This window comes from bacterium (assembly GCA_026129405.1).
Classification (GTDB): Bacteria; Desulfobacterota; Binatia; order DP-6; family DP-6; genus JAHCID01.
Window position 1 is genome coordinate 1,222,423 of record JAHCID010000001.1, and the last position, 19,335, is coordinate 1,241,757.

The following is a 19,335-nucleotide window of genomic DNA, read 5'->3' on the forward strand; positions in this document are numbered from 1 at the left end:
CCTCAGCTCGCGCGCGCCAGCGAGACGAGATGTCGCTCCGCGAGCTGCAGCGCGAGGCGCTCCTGGCCGGGCAGGGAGGTGAGGACGTCGACGAAGTGCTCCCAGCGCGGGGTGTCGGCGTCGGCGATCTCGTAGAGCAGCTTGGCGCCGTCGAAGTCGCGGGCACGGAGGCGGGTGTCGCCGATCGCGAGCAGCTGCTCGCGCGGCAGCTCGACGCCGCCGAGGGCGCAGACCTGCACCACGTCGACGATGCGGCCGCGCTCCATCAGGCGCTCGACCAGGAAGGCCCAGTCTCCGGCTTCCACCGAGGCGGCATTGCGCACCATGAGGCGCATCGCGGTGTCGAGGAAGCCGCGCTCGAGATAGCGGCGGGCGATGAGGACCTGGGAGGCGGTGCGGGGAGCCATGTGCAGCCGCTCGACGCAAAAGACGTGCCGTCGCCACGAGCAGGCGCCTTCGCGCTCGCCCCGGGGCTTTGTGCCGCGCCTGGCACAGCCCCGCCGCGGCTGAGACGCAGTCGCCGGAATGACCGTGGCGCCGGGCCGTCGGCCGCCGGCGCCGTGCGGGATGCGCGGGCGACGGGGCCGCCCGCGCGTCCGGATCACAGATCGGGGCTGGCCGGGAGCTGGGTCTCGCCCATGAGGTAGGCGTCGACCCCGCGGGCCGCCTCGCGGCCCTCCCAGATGGCCCACACGACGAGCGACTGCCCGCGCCGCGCGTCGCCGCAGGCGAAGACGCCGGGGACGCTCGTCTGGTAGTCCGGGCCGGCCTGGACGTTGCCGCGGTCGGTGAGCGTGCAGCCGAGCTGGCCGATCACCGAGTCGGCCTCGGGACCGACGAAGCCCAGCGCCAGCAGCACGAGGTCGGCGTCGAGCGTGAACTCGCTGCCCGGGATCTCCTTCATGACCGGCCGGCCGTTGTCGTTGCTCCACTCGAGACGCACGCCGTGGAGCTTCTTCACATTGCCGTCGGCGTCGCCGCTGAAGCCCTTCGTGTTGATGCCGAAGTCGCGCGTGACGCCCTCCTCGTGCGACGTCGAGGTGCGCAGGATCATCGGCCAGTTCGGCCAGGTGAGCGCGGGGCGGTTCTTCGGCGGCTCGGCGAGCAGCTCGAACTGGTGCACGGACACGGCGCCGTGGCGGTTCGAGGTGCCGAGGCAGTCCGAGCCCGTGTCGCCGCCGCCGAGGATCACGACGCGCTTGCCCGTCGCCTTGATCTGGCCTTCGACGGTGTCGCCGGCGCCGACCTTGTTCTGCTGCGGCAGGAAGTCCATGGCGAAGTGGATTCCGTTCAGCTCGCGGCCCGGGACGGGGAGGTCGCGCGAGCGCGTCGAGCCGGCGGCGATGACGATGGCGTCGAACTCGCGTCGCAGCTGCTCGCTGGAGATGTTCACGCCGACGTGGGCGTTCGGCACGAACGACACGCCCTCGGCCTGCATCTGGGCCATGCGGCGGTCGATCAGCCACTTCTCCATCTTGAAGTCGGGGATGCCGTAGCGCAGGAGCCCGCCGATCCGGTCGGCGCGCTCGTACACCGTGACGAGGTGCCCGGCGCGTGCGAGCTGCTGCGCGCAGGCGAGGCCGGCCGGCCCCGAGCCCACGATCGCCACCCGCTTGCCGGTGCGCCGCGGCGGCACCAGCGGTTGGATCCAGCCCTCGCGCCAGGCGACGTCGATGATGTGCTTCTCGATGTTCTTGATGGTGACCGGCGAGTCGTTGATGTTGAGGACGCAGGCCTCTTCGCAGGGCGCCGGACAGATGCGGCCGGTGAACTCGGGGAAGTTGTTCGTCGAGTGCAGGCGCTCGATCGCGTCGCGCCAGCGGTTCCGATAGACGAAGTCGTTCCAGTCCGGGATGACGTTCCCGAGCGGGCAACCCTTGTGGCAGAAGGGGATGCCGCAATCCATGCAGCGCGCGCCCTGGAGGCGCAGCGTCTCTTCGGGCGTCGGCTCCTCGAACTCCTTCCAGTGCTTCAGCCGGCTGGCGACCGCTTCCTTGTGCGGACCCTGCCGCTCGTACTCGAGGAATCCCGTGATCTTTCCCATTGGTTGCTCGCTCTACTCAGATGGAGGCGAGGCGCGCGGCCTCGGCGTCGAGGTGCTGCTGCTGGAGGATCTTCGCATACTCCGTCGGCAGCACCTTCACGAACTGCGCTCGCGCGTCCTCCCACCCCGACAGCAACCGCCACGCCACGCCCGAGCGCGTGTACTCGTAGTGCCGGCGGATGAGCTCGTGCACCGTGGCGGCGTCGGCGTCGCTCAGCGGATCGAGACTCACCATCCCGGCGTTGCAGCGCGAGCGGAACAGCTGGTCGGCGTCGAGCACGTAGGCGACGCCGCCGGACATGCCGGCCGCGAAGTTGCGACCCGTGGCGCCCAGCACCACGACCAGGCCCTTCGTCATGTACTCGCAGCCGTGGTCGCCCACGCCCTCGACGACGGCCGTCGCGCCGGAGTTGCGCACGCAGAAGCGCTCGCCGGCCTGGCCGCGCAGGAAGACCTCGCCGCCGGTCGCGCCGTACAGGGAGACGTTGCCGACGATGATGTTGTCCTCGGGGACGAACGTCGCCTCCTTCGGCGGGTAGACGACGACGCGGCCGCCCGAGAGGCCCTTGCCGAAGTAGTCGTTGGCGTCGCCCTCGAGCTCGACGGCGATGCCCGGCGCGAGCCAGCCGCAGAAGCTCTGGCCGGCCGAGCCCTTGAACTCGAGCTTGATGGTCTCGGGCGGCAGGCCCGCCTCGCCGAAGCGCCGCGACACCTCCGCCGAGAGCATCGTGCAGGCGGTGCGGTTGACGTTGCGGATCGGCGACTCGATCACCACCGGCTCGCGCCGCGCCAGCGCCGGCGCCGCCTTGGCGATGAGCGTGTTGTCGAGCGCGGTGGCGAGCCCGTGGTCCTGCTCGCCGACGCAGCGGATCGCGACCGACGCCGGCACGTCCGGCTGGTGCAGGATGGCCGACAGGTCGACGCCGCGCGCCTTCCAGTGCGCCGAGACGTCGCGCACGTCGAGCATGTCGACGCGGCCGACCATCTCGTCGATGCTGCGGAAGCCGAGCTCGGCCATGATCTCGCGCAGCTCCTCGGCGATGAAGGTCATGAAGTTCACGACGTGCTCGGGCTTGCCCTCGAACTTCTTGCGCAGGCGGGGGTCCTGGGTGGCGATGCCCACCGGGCAGGTGTTCAGGTGGCAGACGCGCATCATGATGCAGCCCGACGCCACCAGCGCCGACGACGCGAAGCCGAACTCCTCGGCGCCGAGCAGCGCCGCCACCGCGACGTCGCGGCCCGTCTTCAGCTGCCCGTCGGTCTCGACGCGGATGCGGCCGCGCAGGTCGTTGGCGACCAGGATCTGCTGCGTCTCGGCGAGCCCCAGCTCCCACGGGATGCCCGCGTGCTTGATCGACGTCAGCGGCGACGCGCCCGTGCCGCCCTCGTAGCCGCTGATGAGCACGACGTCGGCCTTCGCCTTCGACACGCCCGCCGCGACCGTCCCGACGCCGACCTCGGCCACCAGCTTCACGCTGATGCGCGCGCGGTCGTTGGAGTTCTTGAGGTCGTGGATGAGCTGCGCCAGGTCCTCGATGGAGTAGATGTCGTGGTGCGGCGGCGGCGAGATCAGGCCGACGCCCGGCGTCGAGTAGCGGATCCTGGCGATGTACTCGTCGACCTTGTGGCCGGGGAGCTGCCCGCCCTCGCCGGGCTTCGCGCCCTGCGCCATCTTGATCTGCAGCTCGTCGGCGTTGACGAGGTAGTAGCTGGTGACGCCGAAGCGGCCCGATGCCACCTGCTTGATCGCGCTGCGGCGTGAGTCGCCGTTCGCATCGGGCAGGTAGCGGACGGGGTCTTCCCCGCCCTCGCCGGTGTTCGACTTGCCGCCGAGGCGGTTCATCGCGATGGCGAGGTTCTCGTGCGCCTCGCGGCTGATCGAGCCGAGCGACATCGCGCCGGTCTTGAAGCGCTTCACGATCGCCGACGCCGGCTCGACGTCGTCGAGTGGGATCGGGTTGCCCGGCTTGAACGTGAGCAGGCCGCGGATGGTGCACAGCCGCCGGCTCTCGTCGTTCACGATCGTCGAGTACTCCTTGAACATGCGGTAGTTGCCCGCGCGCACGGAGTGCTGGAGCTTGGCGATCGAGCTCGGGTTGTACATGTGGTGCTCGCCGCGGCGGCGCCACTGGTACTGGCCGCCGGCGTCGAGCTCGCCGTCGAGCGCCGGCGAGACCTTGAACGCGTGGTCGTGGCGCTGCTGCGCCTCCTCGGCGATGACGTCGAGCCCGATGCCCTCGATGCGCGACGCCGTGCGCGTGAAGTAGCGGTCGACGACCTCGCGGCCGAGGCCGATGGCCTCGAAGATCTGGGCGCCGCGATAGCTCTGCAGCGTCGAGATGCCCATCTTGGTCATGACCTTGAGGACGCCCTTGTCGATCGCCTTGCGGTAGTTGTAGAGCGCCTCGTCCTGGTCGACGCCGCGGATGACGCCCTCCATCTCCATGTCACGCAGCGTCTCGTAGGCGAGATACGGGTTCACCGCGCCCGCGCCGTAGCCGAGCAGCAGGCAGAAGTGCTGCACCTCGCGCGGCTCGCCCGACTCGACGACGATGCCGCAGCGCATGCGGGTGCCCTCGCGGATCAGGTGATGGTGCACGGCGGCCGTCGCCAGCAGGCTCGGGATCGCCACCTTGCGGTCGGTGACGCCGCGGTCGGAGAGCACGAGGATCGTGTAGCCCTGGGCGATGGCGTCGGAGGCGCGCTCGCACAGCTCGTCGAGCGCCGCCTCGAGGCCTTCGCCGCCGAGGCCGGCGTGGAAGAGGATCGGCAGCGTGGTCGCGCGCAGCGGCACGCCGTCGAGCGCCTTCACCTGCGCCAGCTCCTCGTTGGTGAGGATGGGGCTCGTGAGGCGCAGCTGGCCGCAGTGCTCCGGCGTCTCCTCGAAGAGGTTCTGCTCGGGACCGACGGTGGTCTCGAGCGACATGAACAGCTCCTCGCGGATCGGATCGATCGGCGGGTTCGTCACCTGGGCGAAGAGCTGCTTGAAGTATGCGAACAGCAGCTGCGGCTTGTCGGACAGCACCGCGAGCGGCGTGTCCGTGCCCATCGAGCCCACCGCCTCCTGGCCGTTGAGGGCCATGGGCGTCATGAGGATGCGGAGGTCCTCGATCGTGTAGCCGAAGGCCTGCTGCCGCGTGAGCAGCGTGTCGGGCATGTAGGCCGGCGGCACGTCGGCCGGCGCGGGCAGGTCGCCCACCAGGCGGAGATGCATGTCGAGCCACGTGCGGTAGGGCTTCCGCGTCGCGATCGACTCCTTCAGCTCCTCGTCGCCGACGATGCGCCCCTGCGCCGTGTCGACGAGGAACATGCGGCCGGGCTGCAGGCGGTCCTTGTGCTCGACGTTGTCGGGCGCGATCGGCAGCACGCCGACCTCGGACGCCATGACGACGAAGCCGTCCTTCGTGACCACGTAACGCGAGGGCCGCAGGCCGTTGCGGTCGAGGATCGCGCCGATGACCGTGCCGTCGGTGAAGGCGATCGACGCCGGGCCGTCCCACGGCTCCATGAGCGACGAGTGGTACTGGTAGAACGCCTTCTTCGTCGCGCTCATGCCCTCGTGGTTCTGCCACGCCTCGGGGATCATCATCATGACGGCGTGGGGCAGCGAGCGGCCGGTGTGCACGAGCAGCTCGAGCGCGTTGTCGAAGTTGCCCGAGTCGCTGGTGGCGGGGTCGCAGATCGGGAAGAGCTTGGTGACGTCGTCGAACTCGTCCGACGCGAACATCGCCTGGCGCGCGTTCATCCAGTTCACGTTGCCGCGCAGCGTGTTGATCTCGCCGTTGTGCGCCACGTAGCGGTACGGGTGCGCGCGGTCCCACGACGGGAACGTGTTGGTCGAGAAGCGCTGGTGGACGAGCGCCAGCGCCGAAACGCACAGCGGGTCTTCCAGGTCGTGGTAGAAGGCCGGCATCTGCTCCGGCAGCAGCAGGCCCTTGTAGACGATGGTGCGCGACGACAGGCTCGGCACGTAGAAGCGATCGGCCTCGGGCATGGTCGAGGTGCGCACCAGGTGCTCGACGCGCTTGCGGATCACGTAGAGCTTGCGCTCGAACTGCTCCTGGGTGTCGGCGTCGCGGCCGGCGCCGACGAAGATCTGGCGCACCTTCGGCATCACGCTGCGCGCCTGCGGGCCGGGGGCCTCGACGTTCACCGGCACCTTGCGCCAGCCGAGCGGCGTCTGCCCCTCCTCGCGGATGACCTTCTCGAGGATGCGCTCGCACTCGTTGCGCTGGTTGACCTCCTCGGGGAGGAACACCATGCCGACGCCGTAGCGTCCGGGTCCGGGCAGGTTGTGGATGCGCGCGCTCTTCGCCTCGCGGCGCAGGAAGGCGTCGGGAAGCTGGATCAGGATGCCGGCGCCGTCGCCGGTGAGCGGATCGCAGCCGCAGGCGCCGCGGTGCGTGAGGTTGCGCAGCACCAGGAGGCCGCGCTCGACGATCTGATGCGAGCGCTCGCCCTTCACGTTGGCGACGAAGCCGACGCCGCACGCGTCGTGGTGGATGCGGGGATCGCGAAGGTAGCTCATGGGATCAGGCTCCGCGGAGAAGTTGATTGCGCTCTCCGTTGCGCTTCTGTCGCTTGGGCATCGGCGGCGTCGCGGCCTCGGTCGCCGCGGGCAGCAGGATCTGGGCGCGCTCGGCCAGCGTGGACAGCACGACGCTGGTATCGGTACGCGACACGCCGTCGAGCGCGCGGATGCGGCTGATGAGGCGCTCGAGGCTCGAGGTGTCCGCCGTCTTCACCTTGAGGAGCAGCGTGAACTCCCCGGTGACGTGGTGGCACTCGAGCACCTCGTCCATCGCCGTGATGCACTCCTCGAAGCGCGCGATGAGGTCGGCGCTGCTCGCCAGCACGCCGATGAACGCCGTGACGTCGAGCCCGAGACGCCGTGCGTCGAGGGCGGCGTGGTAGCCGGTCACCACGCGCGCGGCTTCGAGCTTCTTGATGCGCTCGAGCACCGACGGCGCGCTCAAGCCGACGCGCTCGCCGAGCCGCGTCAGCGGCGTGCGGCAGTCCTCCTGGAGCGCGGCGAGGATGCGCAGGTCGATGTCATCCAACTCGGCGTCTGCGTGGCTTCCGAATTTCATGAGGCACACCCCCAGGGGGAGCCGAACGAATAGCCAGCGTGTTTGTACCCTGTCAACGGGTCATTAGGCTGAGCGTGCGTCCTGTCGAATGGCCTGGTCCCCCCGGTGGGGCCCATGACACGTCGCGGCTCACGAAGGGTATCGAATCCGACGTCGATTCATGGCGTCAGGTCGACATGAACAGCGCCATGGCGTCGGGTCTCTGGGTGGCGATCGTGCTCGCGCTGCTGGCGGCAGCACCGCCGCTGCGCGCGGCCGCGACGCCGGAGGAAGTGGTGGCGGAGCTGGGCGCCGCAGATGCGCGCGGCAAGCTCGGTGTCGCCGAGGTCGAGCGCGACAGCGCCAATCCGCGCGTGCTCGTCGTCCGCGTCGATCCCGACTGGTACCGGAAGTCGGAGGACGCACGCCGCGAGGCGGCGGTCGCCTGGCGCGAGAAGTGGCAGGCGAGCGTCCCGCAGGGGACGGTCGCGGTGCTCGACGCGAAGACCGAGCAGCCCGTGGTGCGCTTCGCCCCCGGGGGAAAGGTCTTCCTCTCCCCCGGCGGCGGCGCGTTGATGAACATGCAGCCGCGCTAGCGGCCGCGACGGTCAGGCCTTGGGGACGACGCCCTTCGACTCGAGGTAGGCGAGGATCTGCTTCGCGCTGTCCTCGACCGACTGGCCGGCGGTGTTGATCTTGAGCTCGGCCTTCTCGGGGGCCTCGTAGGGCGCCGAGATGCCGGTGAACTCCTTGATCTCGCCGGCGCGGGCCTTCTTGTAGAGACCCTTCACGTCGCGCTGCTCGCAGACCTCGACCGGGCAGTCGACGTGCACCTCGACGAAGTCGCCGTCGCCCATGATCGCGCGGACCTGGTCGCGGTCGGCGCGGTAGGGCGAGATGAACGCCGTCAACGCCACGACGCCCGCGTCGGTGAAGAGCTTCGCGACCTCGCCGATGCGACGGATGTTCTCGGTGCGGTCCTCGGGCGAGAAGCCGAGGTTCTTGTTGAGCCCGTGTCGGATGTTGTCGCCGTCGAGGATGTAGGTGCGCACGCCGCGCTCGGCGAGCCGCTTCTCGAGGTCGACCGCGATGGTCGACTTGCCGGAGCCGGACAGCCCGGTGAGCCAGATCGTGGCTCCCTGGTGGCCGTTCAGCTTCTGCCGGTCGTCGCGCGTCACCGCGCCCTGATGCCAGACGATGTTGGTGGCCTTCTGCTCCGCCATAGGGGCGGAAGCTTTACCGGACCCGGCCGCGCTGCGGCAAGCGCGGACGCCACGCGTTGCGCCGTGCGGGGCCCCGTGCCGTCAGGGTCGCGGGGGCGGCGGCGTGGGGGCTGCCGGCGCGGTCACGATGCGCGCGATCGGCGCCGCCGGATCGGCCTGGAGCCGAGCGAGGACGGCGGGATCGGCCACCTCGAACAGGATGCGGTGGTCGGCGAGGGTCCCGTCCGGGCGCCAGGTGAGGAACACCGCGGCGATGCCCGGGAAGGCCGCGTCGTCCCGGACCACCATGACGCCGACCGGCGTGAAGCGCTTGTTCGGCACCCGGATCGTCGCCCCGGGCGGCGCGTCCTTGGCCGCTTGGCCGAGCTGGACGAAGAGGCGCCAGACGGCCCGGCGGGCGGCGTCGTGGTGATCGAGCGGCAGCGGTGCCAGGACGAGGGCCGCCGCCGTGGCCCCGGCGAAGACGATGAACGCGCCGCTCGCCAGCGCGACCGGGACCGCGGCCAGCCATGGGGCGACGGCCGTGCCGAGCGTCGCCGCGAGCACCGCCGTGCCGAGATAGTGATAGCGCGGCTCGATCGGCCCGTACGCGCCGCTTTGGACGACCTGCGAGAAGGCGGCATAGAGCGCGGCGCGCCCCGCCGCGATCGAGCCGTAGCCGACGACGATCACGACCAGCAGCGCCGCCAGCGTGCGCCGGGTCGCAGGCCGGCGCCAGGCCGTGACGCCGACCAGCGCGGCGCAGGCGAGCGCCGCCGCGACCGCGATCGGCGCGGGGAAGAGCGTCGCCCGGGTGAACGGGGCCAGCACGACGGTCGACGCGCTCGTGCCGATCAGCTCCACGAGGAAGCGCGGGCCGTAGAGCAGCGTTACGCCGAGCAGCTTCGGTCCGGCTGCCGCCGTCGCCGAGCCCGGCCCCACGAATGGCAGCATGGCCGCGATCCAGACGAGGATCAGCGCCACCGGCAACGACCACAGGGCCAGGCGGCGCGGGCGGTCGAGCGCGCCCGCGGGCAGGAAGACGAGGGCGACGACCGGCAGGGCCATCGCCACCGCGAGCCCGATGCCGAAGCACATCGCCGCCGCCATCTGCGCCGCCCACCAGGCGGCGAGCGTCGGCCAGGGGACCGGCCGCGCCTCGCGCCGGCGCTGCATCGAGCGCAGCGTCAGCAGGAGCAACGTCGTGGCCAGGACCTGGCCGTAGACGGAGTACCAGCCGAGCGTGCCGTCCTGGATCGCGGCGGTCGCCCAGCACGTCGCCAGCACCGCGGCGAGGCGCGGCGCGCCCGTGAGGAGGCGGATGACGTCCCACAGGAGGGCCGTGTTGACGAGATGGGTGGCGAGCACCGCGAGCCCCCAGCGGGTCGCGTCGATGCCGAAGAGGTGGAAGAAGCCCGCGAAGACGAGGTGCCACACGGCGAGGAGATGGCCCCCGTGCGGCTGGAAGAGGCGCTCGAGCGTGTGGCCGTCGGCGACCTGGTAGAGGTGGAAGAAGTCGTCCGCGTTGAAGAACGTCAGCCGCAGGCCGTGATAGGCGAGCCCGGCGAGGACGACGGGCGCCGCTCCGACGACCACGCGCCCGAGGCGCGATTCGGCCACCGGCTCCACGTCGCGTCCCGTCGTCGAGGCGCGGGGCGTCCGCGCCGCCTACTGGAGGCTCGAAGACGCGCCGGGCAGCCCGCGGTCGAGCTCGCCGCCCGGGATCACCGCCTGCGCGTGCGGCAGGTTCATGATCTCGGACTCCTGGCCGTCGTCGCCGCCGAGGAAGAAGCTCGGCAGCTCCTTCGGCAGCATCGGGTCGATGAGGCGCGGGAAGCGGCGGAAGAGCGGCACCTTGCCGACCAGGCGCACGAGCGGCCGCGGCATCGGCGTGCGGGTGAGGAGGTACAGGCGATGCCAGTAGGCGTACTCGCGGTCGCTCATCGAGACGCGCGCGTTCTCGGCCTCGACCTTCTTGGTGTAGCCGTAGGTCGGGAAGGCGGTCATGTGCCCGAAGCCGACGGTCTTCATGCCGACCGGTAGGTCGCAGAGGAACTCGAACGTCTCGCGGGCGTGGCGCTCGCTCTCGAACTGCACGCGCGTGATGAGATCGAAGTAGCACTCGACGCCGACGTCGAGCAGGATCTGCGCAGCCTCGACGGCCTTCGTGCGCGCGACCGGGCGGTTGAAGTCGTTGGTCAGGATCTCCTCGCTGCCCGACTGGATGCCCATCGTCATCGAGACGCAGCCGGCGTCGTGCAGCATCTCGATCTCGTCCTTCTTGGTGGTGGTGGGATATGTGTAGCACCAGAAGGGCAGGCCGACCTCGCGCTTGTAGCGGGCGCAGAACTCCTTCAGCCAGCGCGGGTGCGTCGTGAAGACGTCGTCGTAGAACATCACCGAGCGGATGAAGGGGAACTTCTTCTTCGCCTCGACCAGCTCCTTCATGACGACGTCGACCGAGCGACGGCGGAGATGGTTCTTCTTGCCGAACTTGTCCTGGTAGACGCTCTCGATGCAGAACGAGCACGAGAACGGGCACCCGCGCGTGGTCATGATGATGTACTGGGTGCCGAGGTTCGGCGGGTAGACGTCGTAGGAGATGCGGTCGTCGTTGATGCGCATCGTCCGCACCGGATCGAAGTCGGGGATGGCGAGGTCCTCGAGCTCGATCAGCGGCCGGCCGGGGTTCTTGACGACCGTGCCGTCGGGCGCCTTCGCCCACACGCCGGGAACGTCGGTCAGCGGCGCGCCGGCGTCGAGGCGCTGCGCCAGGTCGAGGAGGGCCTGCTCGCCCTCGCCGACGCAGACGAGATCGCAGAACGCGATGCAGCGGTCGGGCTCGAGCGTCGGCCCGGAGCCGCCCCAGATGATCGGCACGTTCGGGAACTCCGCCTTGAGGCGCTGCGTCACCTCGGCCGCCGGCTTTATCGGCAGCGAGGTGAGGCTGAGGCCGATCATCTGCGGATCGAACTTGCGCAGCTCGGCGAAGAGCAGCTGGTACTCCTGCTCCGACACCGGCCGGTAGCAGTTCCACACCGACTCGCGCGCGCGCGCACCGACGAGCACGCCGGGGTAGTCGCTGACCTCGTAGCGAGGGGCCTCCTCGAGCGGCACGACGAGGAAGTCCTTGAAGTAGATGATGCGACTGTCGTGGCCGGCGCGCTGCAGCTCTCCCGACAGCTGTGACACTGCCAGGTTGAGCCCGGTGAAGAGCTTCACCAACGCGATCCGAGCCATCGATCCCCTCCTGACGGCCGCCGGACACAGCTCCGCTATTGCGGCGCTTCCGGCGGGAGGATCCACCTAACCCGGAAGAACGAGGAAGCTCAAGTAGTTTCTCGTCCCGCGGGCTGCCGTGCTAGTGCGCGAGACCCACCGGCGATGCCTGCTCAGGACCTCCTCGCTGCGCCCGTCACATGGCTCGCCCAGGCAGTTGCGCAGCGGGGCGGAGGGCTCGCGACCACGGCGGTCTTCCTCCTGGCGTTCGCGCTGGCGGTGGCGGCGATCCGCCCCCTCGTCGCCCTGATCGAGCGGCTGGGGCGTGCGGGGCTGGCGGCGGCGGCGCTGGTCGCCGTCGGGCTCGCGGTCTGGCTCGTGCAACACCCGTCGCGCGAGCCGCTCGACCTCATGAGCCGCTTCGATCACCTCGTCTTCGCGGTGACGGCCGGGCAGGTGCTCGTCCGCCTGCCGACGCCGTGGCGCGTCGCGGGGCTCGCGGCGGTGAGCCTCGTCGTGCTGCTGGCGCATCTCGGTCCGCTGCCGATGGCCGTCGCCTTCGGGACGTCGCTGGTCGGGTTCCTCCTGCTGCGGGTCGGGCTCGGCTGGAGCGACGTCGTCACCACGCTGGTCCAGGGCGGCGTCCTTCTGGCCGGCTACGCCACCTGCTTCGTGATCCGCAGCGACAACGTGCTCGCCGGCCTCTCCGCCCAGGGGCCGCTGGCGTTCGTGGCGCTGCGCCACATCAGCCTGGTCGTGGAGACGCGACGCGGCCGCCCCGCGTCGCTCGCCGACTGGGCCTGCTACCAGGGCTTCTACACGAACAGCCTCGGCGCGGTGGAGGTGTACGACGAGTTCCACGGCCGCAACCTCGCAGGCCCGGTGCAGGCCGACCTCGGCGGGGCGCAGCGCCGGCTGGCGTGGGGCATCGTCGGCGTCGCGGCGGCGATGCACCTGCCGGTGGTTCCGGCCACCGGCTCGGCCACGACCGAGACGCTGGCGCTGTGGGGCTGGTGCGGGCTCGCCTACCTGCGCAGCGCGCTCTACCTCATGTCCATCTGGATGATGGCCGAGGGGGCGGCGCTGCTCTACGGCGTCACGCTGCGGCCGAACTGGCCGCGCACCCTGCTCGCGGAGAATCCGGCCCAGCTCTGGCGCGCGTGGCGTGCGACCATGACGAACTGGCTGATCCGCTACGTCTACATCCCGCTCGGCGGTCGCGAGCGGCGCAGCGTGGCGGTGGCGGGGGCGTTCGGGGTGAGCGTGCTGTGGCACTGGGCCGGGATACCGTTCCTGTCGGGGAAGCCCGCGCTCATCCACTTCCTGCCCGTCCTGTGCTGGGGCGTCCTCAACGCGGCGGCGGTCATCGGCTGGGGGGAGTGGCGCCGCCGCGTCGGGCCGCCGTCGCCGTCGCCCGTGCGACGTGCCATGCGCATCGCGGGGACCTTCGTGCTGGGCACGTTCACCGTCACGCTGCTCGGGTTCGCGCCCAACGACACCGGGCACTTCGCGGCGTTCCTGCGCCGTCTCACCGGCCTGCCGCCGCTGCGTGAGATCGCGGCGGCGCTCGCGGGGCTCGTCGATTGACAGCGCGGAGGGGCCGCGGATACGACCCGGCGGCTCCACGGTGAGTCGTCTGCGATGAGCTTCAAGGTCTACCTCTGGGACGCGCTGAGCCCGATCGAGTGGAGCCAGGCCGCATGGCGGATCGAGGGCGAGGACGGCACCAGCACCTGCCGGCAGGAGATGCTGCACGACGTCATGATGGCCCACCTGCCGAGGGAGGGCGTCATCGTCGACGCCGGCTGCGGCACGGCGCGCTGGCCGATCTACCTGCGTAGGCTCGGCTACCGCTGCGTCGGGCTCGAGATCAGCCACGACGCGATCGGCCTCGCACGCGGCGTCGACACCGCGCTGCCGATCCTCCAGTCCGACACCCGCAGCGCCCCGGTGCGTACCGGCAGCGCGTCGGGCGTGATCTCGCTCGGCGTCGTCGAGCACGAGGAGGCCGGGCCGGACGCCGGGCTGCGCGAGCTGCGGCGCATGCTGAAGCCGGGCGGCATCCTCGTCTGCGCGGTGCCGTTCAACAATCTCTTCCGGCGGCTGGTGGTGAACCACCTGCTGCGTCTCGTCACCTGGCGGCGGCGACGGCTCGGCATGAAGCTGGGCTTCGCCGAGTACCGTTTCTCCCGCCCCGAGCTGCGTGCCTTCCTCGATCGCGCCGGCTTCGACGTCGTCGGCGAATATCCGAACGACCTCCGCCCGCCGAAGATCATGGGGCTGTGGGTCGACGCCGACAACCTCGTCGTGAGCCCCTTCCGCGCGACCGGACCCGAGCAGCTGTTCGTCATGCCGGGCGTGCGCGGCCGGCTGGCGCACGCGGCGCTGCGGCACTTCCCGTGGCTCGTCTGCGGCGAAGTGGTGTTCGTCGCGCGCGCACGTTGAGCTCGGGCGCGGCGTCCGTCCACGAAGAAACCTCCGAGCAGCCGACCGCGACCCCGGCCGCGAGCGAGAGCGCCGGCAGCCTATCGCGCCGCCGCCGCGCGCGGCAGCGGCGGCTGCTGCTCGCGGTTGCTGCGCTGGCCCTTCGGGCGGAAGCTCGAGCGCAGCTCGCGCTTGCGCAGCCGTACCGTGCTCGGCGTCACCTCGACGAGCTCGTCGTCGTCGATCCAGGCGAGGCTGTCCTCGAGCCCCATGAGGTGCGCAGGGGTCAAGCGGATGGCCTCGTCGTGGCCGGAGGCGCGCATGTTGGTGAGCTTCTTCTCGCGGCAGACGTTCACCTCGAGATCGACGTCGCGCGAGTACTCGCCCACGACCATGCCCTCGTAGACGGGCGTGCCCGGCGGGACGAAGAGCACGCCGCGCTCCTGGAGGTGGAAGAGCGCGTAGGGCGTCGCGACGCCGTCGCGATCGGACACCATGGCGCCGTTCGTGCGCGCCGGGATGTTGCCGTGCCACGGCGCCCAGCCGCCGAAGAGCGCGTTCATCGTCGCCGTGCCGCGCGTCTCGGTGAGGAACTGCGAGCGGAAGCCGATGAGCCCGCGCGACGGCACCGAGAACTCGCAGCGCACACGCCCGCTGCCGACCGGCTCCATCTTCGTCATGACGCCCTTGCGCACGCCGAGGAGCTGCGTGACGACGCCGACGTACTCCTCCGGCACGTCGACGAGCAGCAGCTCCATCGGCTCCTCGACCACGCCCTCGTGCTCGCGCACGACGACCGTGGGCTTGGAGACCTGCAGCTCGTAGCCCTCGCGGCGCATGGTCTCGATCAGCACCGCGAGCTGGAGCTCACCGCGGCCGAGGACGCGGAAGGTGTCGGTCGTCTCCGTCTCCTCGACGCGCAGGCTGACGTTGCGGTGCATCTCGGTCAGCAGGCGGTCGCGCACCTGGCGGGAGGTGACGCGGTTGCCGTCGCGCCCGGCCCACGGGCTCGTGTTGATGCCGAAGAGCATGGCGATCGTCGGCTCGTCGATGCGGATGGGCGGCAGCGCGACCGGGCTCTCCTTGTCGGCGAGCGTGTCGCCGATGCCGATCTCCTCGACGCCGGCGATGGCGACGATGTCGCCCGCGACGGCCTTCGGGATCTCCGTGCGCTTGAGCCCCTGCCAGCCGTAGAGGCGCGTCACCTTGGCGGGCAGCTGGCGGCCGTCGACCTTGCAGAGCGTGTACTGCCCGCCGGCGACGAGCTCGCCGCCGCGCAGGCGGCCGATGGCGAGGCGGCCGACGTAGTCGTCGTAGCCGAGGTTGTTGGCCTGGAACTGGGTCGGCGCGCCGGCCTCCGAGATCGGGCCGGGGAGGTGCGCGACGATGGTCTCGAACAGCGGCTGCAGGTCGGTGCCGGGCGACGCGAGGTCGCGCGTCGCGGTGCCGTCGCGTGCGATGCAATAGAGGACGGGGAACTCGAGCTGGTGCTCGTCGGCGCCGAGGTCGATGAAGAGGCCGTAGATCTCGTCGAGCACCTCGGCGGTGCGGGCGTCGGCGCGGTCGATCTTGTTCAGCACGACGATCGGCTCGAGCCCCGCTTCGAGCGCCTTGCCGAGCACGAAGCGCGTCTGCGGCAGCGGCCCCTCCGAGGCGTCGACCAGCAGCAGCACGCCGTCGACCATCGCCAGCGTGCGCTCGACCTCGCCCCCGAAGTCGGCGTGGCCGGGCGTGTCGACGATGTTGATCTGGACGCTGCGGAAGTGGACCGTCGTGTTCTTCGCCAGGATCGTGATGCCGCGCTCGCGCTCGAGCGCGTTCGAGTCCATCACGCGCTCGGCCACCTGCTCGTTGGCGCGGAAGACGCCCGACTGGTGCAGCATGGCGTCGACGAGCGTCGTCTTCCCATGGTCGACGTGGGCGATGATGGCGATGTTGCGGACGTCCGTACGGCGCTGCGGCGTGCTCATGGGAATCGCGCATCCTGACGCGGCGGCGGACGAGGGTCAACTTGCGCCCGGCCTCGCGGAGGCGGTGATCGACCCGGCTTGACGGCGGCCCGCCGGCCCCGTTTGCTGCGGGACGACGACCTGCGGACGGGCTTCCCATGCGGATCGCTCAGGTGGCGCCTCTCTACGAACGGGTCCCCCCGGTTCTGTACGGCGGAACCGAACGGGTGGTCTCGTATCTCACCGAGGCGCTGGTGCGGTCGGGGCACGAGGTCACGCTGTTCGCGAGCGGCGACTCGCGGACGGGGGCGGCCCTGTGGGCGCCCTGTCGCCGCGCGCTGCGCCTCGACGCCGCATACCGCGACCCGCTGGCGCCGCACGTGCGCATGCTCGGCGAAGTCTACCGCCGGGCCCCGGCGTTCGACGTCATCCACTGCCACACCGACTACCTCGGGCTGCCGTTCACCCGCTGGGTGCGGACGCCGACGCTGGTGACGCTGCACGGCCGGCTCGACATTCCGGAGATATGGCCGCTCTACGCCGACTACCCCGAGGTCGGGCTGGTCTCCATCAGCGATGCCCAGCGCCGGCCGATGCCGGCGGCGGCCTGGATGGGCACGGTCCACCACGGGCTGCCGCGCCGCCTGTACGCACCCTCCCTCGCGTCCGGATCGTACCTCGTCTTCATGGGCCGCATCTCGCCCGAGAAGCGGCCCGACGCCGCGATCGCGATCGCGCGCCGCGCCGGCGTGCCGCTGAAGATCGCCGCCAAGGTCGACGCGGTGGATCGCGCCTACTGGGAGACCGAGATCCGGCCGCTGCTCGACGGCCCGCTGGTGGAGTTCCTCGGCGAGGTCGGCGACGACCGCAAGGGCGCGCTCCTGGCCGGTGCCGCCGCCTTGCTCTTCCCCATCGACTGGCCCGAGCCGTTCGGCCTCGTGATGATCGAGGCGCTCGCCTGCGGCACGCCGGTGGTCGCACGCCGCCGCGGGTCCGTGCCGGAGATCGTCGAGGACGGCGTCACCGGTTTCGTCCGCGAGACCGACGACGAGCTGGTCGCGGCGGTGCACCGCCTGCCGGCGCTCGACCGTGCGCGCTGCCGCGCCGCCTTCGAAACCCGCTTCACCGACGACATCATGGCGCAACGCTACCTCGACCTGTTCGCGCGCGTCCGGGCGCCGGCCGCCCCGAGCGGGCGTCGGCCGCGCGCCGCCGGCCGCGGCGGCGCGACCCTCGCCCCCATGTGAGGTCCCGACATGCCGACCCCGGAACGCATCCGCATCGGCACGGACTACTATCTGCTCGCGTCGGCGCTGGCCGCGCGCCGTCCGCGCCTCGTCCTCAGCCACCGCGACAGCTTCGCCATCTTCGACGACGCCGGCGACGTGCCGCCGGCGGGCGTCGAGCCCTACGGCCTGTTCCACCGCGGGACCCGCTTCCTGTCGCGCTTCGAGCTGCGCCTGAACGACGGGCTGCCCGTCCTGCTCAGCTCGGCGCCCGGCGCCCGCGGCTCGACGCTGGTCTCGCATCTCGCCAACGGCGACGAGCGCCGCGACGGCGAGGTGGTGCTCGAACGCGACGTCGTCGCGCTCGAGCGCACGAAGGTCCTGTGCGACGCCGTGCTGCACGAGCGCGTCCACGTGCGCAGCTACGCGGCGGAGCCGCTCCGCGTGCGCCTCTCCCTGCTCGTGGCGGCCGACTTCGCCGACGAGTTCGAGGTGCGCGGCGTCGAGCGCGCGCGCCATGGCACGCTCGCCGAGCCCGAGGTGCGCCGCGACGGCATCCGCGTCCGCTACCTGGGGCTCGACGGGGTGACGCGCGAGATGCGCCTCGCCTGCGAGCCGCCGCCCGCCGACGTACGCCCCGGCGGCGTGCACTTCCTCCTCGACCTGCCCCCGCGCGGCGAGACCGTTCTCGTGGTGTCGATCGGCTGCGTCACGGGCGGCGAGGCGGCGGAGCCCTGCGGGCCCGACGCGGCGATCGCCCGGCTGCGCGCCGAGCGCCGCCACCGGGTCGGCGAGCTCGCCCGCATCCGCTCCAGCAACGAGGCCTTCGACGCCTGGATGCGCCGCTCCCTGGACGACCTCGCGATGCTGCGCACCGACACGCCGGCCGCGGGCTACGTGCAGGCCGGCATCCCGTGGTTCGCGACCGTGTTCGGTCGCGACGGTCTCGTCACCGCGTTCGAGACGCTCGCCTTCGGTCCCGACCTCGCCGCCGCGGTGCTGCGCACGCTCGCCGCGCTCCAGGGCCGTCACGAGGACGCCCGCCGCGACGAGGAGCCGGGCAAGATCCTGCACGAGCTGCGCTGCGGCGAGATGGCGGCGACCGGCGAGGTGCCGTTCGGGCGCTACTACGGGACGGTCGACGCGACGCCGCTCTTCCTCTGCCTGCTCGCGGCCTACGCGCGCCGGACGGCGGACCTGGCCCTCGTCGAGGCGTTGTGGCCGGCGGCGGAGGCGGCGTTCGGTTGGATCGAGGCGTACGGCGATCGCGACGGCGACGGCTTCGTCGAGTACGCCCGCCGGGCCGGCAGCGGGCTCGTCCATCAGGGGTGGAAGGACTCGCACGACGCCATCTCCCACGCCGACGGCGGGCTCGCCGAGCCGCCCATCGCGCTCGTCGAGGTGCAGGCGTACGTCTTCGCGGCGCTGCGCGACATGGCCGAGCTGGCTCTGCGCACGGGCCGCGTCGCCGCGGCGGACGCCTGGCGAGCCCGCGCCGAGGCGCTGCGTGCCCGCTTCGAGACGGCCTTCTGGCTCGACGACGAGGGCACCTACGCGCTGGCGCTCGATCGCGACAAGCGCCCGTGCCGCGTCGTCGCCTCGAACGCGGGGCATGCGTTGTGGGCCGGCATCGCGGCGCCCGAGCGCGCCGAGCGCGTGATGGCGCGCCTGCTGCGCGAGGACAGCTTCTGCGGCTGGGGCGTGCGCACCCTCGGCGCCGGCACGCCGCGCTTCAATCCGATGAGCTATCACAACGGCTCGGTGTGGCCGCACGACAACGCGCTCGTCGCCGCCGGCTGCGCGCGCTACGGCGCGACCGAGCGCGCCGCGGTGCTGCTCGACGCACTCTTCCACGCGGGGCTCGCGCTCGACGGCCCCCGCCTGCCGGAGCTGTTCTGCGGCTTCGCGCGTGGCGAGCGCAGCGGTCCGGTGCCGTATCCGGTGGCCTGCAAGCCGCAGGCGTGGGCGGCGGCGAGCGTGCTCCTCCTGCTCCAGGCGGCGCTCGGGCTCGAGGTCGACGCCTGGCAGCGCCGGGTGACGTTGACGCACGCGACCCTGCCCCCCTGGCTCGATCGGGTCGACGTCGTCGGCCTGCGCGTGTGCGACGCCCGCGTCGATCTCTCGGTCCACCGCCGTCGCTTCGGGGCCGCCGTCGAGGTGACCGGTCGCGAGGGCGACCTCGAGGTCGTCGTCCGGCGCTGA

13 protein-coding genes are annotated in these 19,335 nt (G+C 71.4%); 5 read left to right on the plus strand and 8 right to left on the minus strand.

The features are described from left to right. Nucleotides 1–2: 2 nt before the first annotated feature. The 4 genes from KIT14_05600 to KIT14_05615 form a co-directional block, all read right to left on the minus strand. Entirely contained in the window at nucleotides 3–407 is a 405-nt protein-coding gene (locus tag KIT14_05600) for a hypothetical protein (GenBank protein ID MCW5890010.1), read from the minus strand. Between the two features lie 194 nt (nucleotides 408–601). After that, entirely contained in the window at nucleotides 602–2,044 is a 1,443-nt protein-coding gene (locus KIT14_05605) for a glutamate synthase subunit beta (protein MCW5890011.1), read from the minus strand. 16 nt (nucleotides 2,045–2,060) lie between these two features. Beyond that, a complete protein-coding gene (gltB, locus tag KIT14_05610) occupies nucleotides 2,061–6,572 on the minus strand; it encodes a glutamate synthase large subunit (GenBank protein ID MCW5890012.1) in 4,512 nt (1,503 codons plus the stop codon). 4 nt (nucleotides 6,573–6,576) lie between these two features. Beyond that, nucleotides 6,577–7,134: an Lrp/AsnC family transcriptional regulator gene (locus KIT14_05615; GenBank protein MCW5890013.1), complete on the minus strand. Its 558-nt coding sequence runs from the start codon at nucleotides 7,132–7,134 to the stop codon at nucleotides 6,577–6,579. Between the two features lie 176 nt (nucleotides 7,135–7,310). Between KIT14_05615 and KIT14_05620 the strand changes: the two genes are divergently transcribed. Further along, nucleotides 7,311–7,709, plus strand: coding sequence for a hypothetical protein (locus tag KIT14_05620; GenBank protein ID MCW5890014.1), 399 nt, complete (start codon nucleotides 7,311–7,313; stop codon nucleotides 7,707–7,709). A gap of 12 nt (nucleotides 7,710–7,721) precedes the next feature. On the opposite strand, the gene cysC is transcribed toward KIT14_05620, so the two are convergent. From cysC to KIT14_05635, 3 genes are all read right to left on the minus strand, one after another. Beyond that, the gene (gene cysC / locus KIT14_05625) at nucleotides 7,722–8,336 is read right to left on the minus strand and encodes an adenylyl-sulfate kinase (GenBank protein ID MCW5890015.1); all 615 of its coding nucleotides are present in this window, start codon (nucleotides 8,334–8,336) and stop codon (nucleotides 7,722–7,724) included. A gap of 81 nt (nucleotides 8,337–8,417) precedes the next feature. Then, nucleotides 8,418–9,935, minus strand: a complete 1,518-nt coding sequence (locus KIT14_05630) for a hypothetical protein (GenBank protein MCW5890016.1) — start codon at nucleotides 9,933–9,935, stop codon at nucleotides 8,418–8,420. A 48-nt stretch (nucleotides 9,936–9,983) separates the two neighbouring features. Next, nucleotides 9,984–11,555: a B12-binding domain-containing radical SAM protein gene (locus tag KIT14_05635; GenBank protein MCW5890017.1), complete on the minus strand. Its 1,572-nt coding sequence runs from the start codon at nucleotides 11,553–11,555 to the stop codon at nucleotides 9,984–9,986. 144 nt (nucleotides 11,556–11,699) lie between these two features. Between KIT14_05635 and KIT14_05640 the strand changes: the two genes are divergently transcribed. Next, nucleotides 11,700–13,121 (plus strand): hypothetical protein, encoded by a 1,422-nt coding sequence (locus tag KIT14_05640; GenBank protein ID MCW5890018.1) that lies wholly within the window; start codon nucleotides 11,700–11,702, stop codon nucleotides 13,119–13,121. A gap of 54 nt (nucleotides 13,122–13,175) precedes the next feature. Beyond that, nucleotides 13,176–13,979, plus strand: a complete 804-nt coding sequence (locus KIT14_05645) for a methyltransferase domain-containing protein (GenBank protein MCW5890019.1) — start codon at nucleotides 13,176–13,178, stop codon at nucleotides 13,977–13,979. Between the two features lie 80 nt (nucleotides 13,980–14,059). Here the strand turns inward: KIT14_05645 and typA are convergent, their stop codons facing one another. Further along, complete coding sequence (typA, locus tag KIT14_05650) at nucleotides 14,060–15,928, minus strand: translational GTPase TypA (GenBank protein ID MCW5890020.1); 1,869 nt, start codon at nucleotides 15,926–15,928, stop codon at nucleotides 14,060–14,062. Nucleotides 15,929–16,065: 137 nt separating this feature from the next. Here typA and KIT14_05655 point away from each other — a divergent pair, with 137 nt between their 5' ends. Together KIT14_05655 and KIT14_05660 are read left to right on the plus strand one after the other, a co-directional pair. Continuing rightward, a complete protein-coding gene (locus KIT14_05655) occupies nucleotides 16,066–17,154 on the plus strand; it encodes a glycosyltransferase family 4 protein (protein MCW5890021.1) in 1,089 nt (362 codons plus the stop codon). 9 nt (nucleotides 17,155–17,163) lie between these two features. Beyond that, complete coding sequence (locus tag KIT14_05660) at nucleotides 17,164–19,335, plus strand: amylo-alpha-1,6-glucosidase (GenBank protein MCW5890022.1); 2,172 nt, start codon at nucleotides 17,164–17,166, stop codon at nucleotides 19,333–19,335.

What these genes read in the sequence shown, in the direction of transcription:
- KIT14_05600 (MCW5890010.1), bottom strand. Translation starts at nt 407, where the DNA reads ATGGCTCCCCGCACCGCCTCCCAGGTCCTCATCGCCCGCCGCTATCTC.
- KIT14_05605 (MCW5890011.1), bottom strand. Translation starts at nt 2,044, where the DNA reads ATGGGAAAGATCACGGGATTCCTCGAGTACGAGCGGCAGGGTCCGCAC.
- gltB (MCW5890012.1), bottom strand. Translation starts at nt 6,572, where the DNA reads ATGAGCTACCTTCGCGATCCCCGCATCCACCACGACGCGTGCGGCGTC.
- KIT14_05615 (MCW5890013.1), bottom strand. Translation starts at nt 7,134, where the DNA reads ATGAAATTCGGAAGCCACGCAGACGCCGAGTTGGATGACATCGACCTG.
- KIT14_05620 (MCW5890014.1), top strand. Translation starts at nt 7,311, where the DNA reads ATGAACAGCGCCATGGCGTCGGGTCTCTGGGTGGCGATCGTGCTCGCG.
- cysC (MCW5890015.1), bottom strand. Translation starts at nt 8,336, where the DNA reads ATGGCGGAGCAGAAGGCCACCAACATCGTCTGGCATCAGGGCGCGGTG.
- KIT14_05635 (MCW5890017.1), bottom strand. Translation starts at nt 11,555, where the DNA reads ATGGCTCGGATCGCGTTGGTGAAGCTCTTCACCGGGCTCAACCTGGCA.
- KIT14_05640 (MCW5890018.1), top strand. Translation starts at nt 11,700, where the DNA reads ATGCCTGCTCAGGACCTCCTCGCTGCGCCCGTCACATGGCTCGCCCAG.
- KIT14_05645 (MCW5890019.1), top strand. Translation starts at nt 13,176, where the DNA reads ATGAGCTTCAAGGTCTACCTCTGGGACGCGCTGAGCCCGATCGAGTGG.
- typA (MCW5890020.1), bottom strand. Translation starts at nt 15,928, where the DNA reads ATGAGCACGCCGCAGCGCCGTACGGACGTCCGCAACATCGCCATCATC.
- KIT14_05655 (MCW5890021.1), top strand. Translation starts at nt 16,066, where the DNA reads ATGCGGATCGCTCAGGTGGCGCCTCTCTACGAACGGGTCCCCCCGGTT.
- KIT14_05660 (MCW5890022.1), top strand. Translation starts at nt 17,164, where the DNA reads ATGCCGACCCCGGAACGCATCCGCATCGGCACGGACTACTATCTGCTC.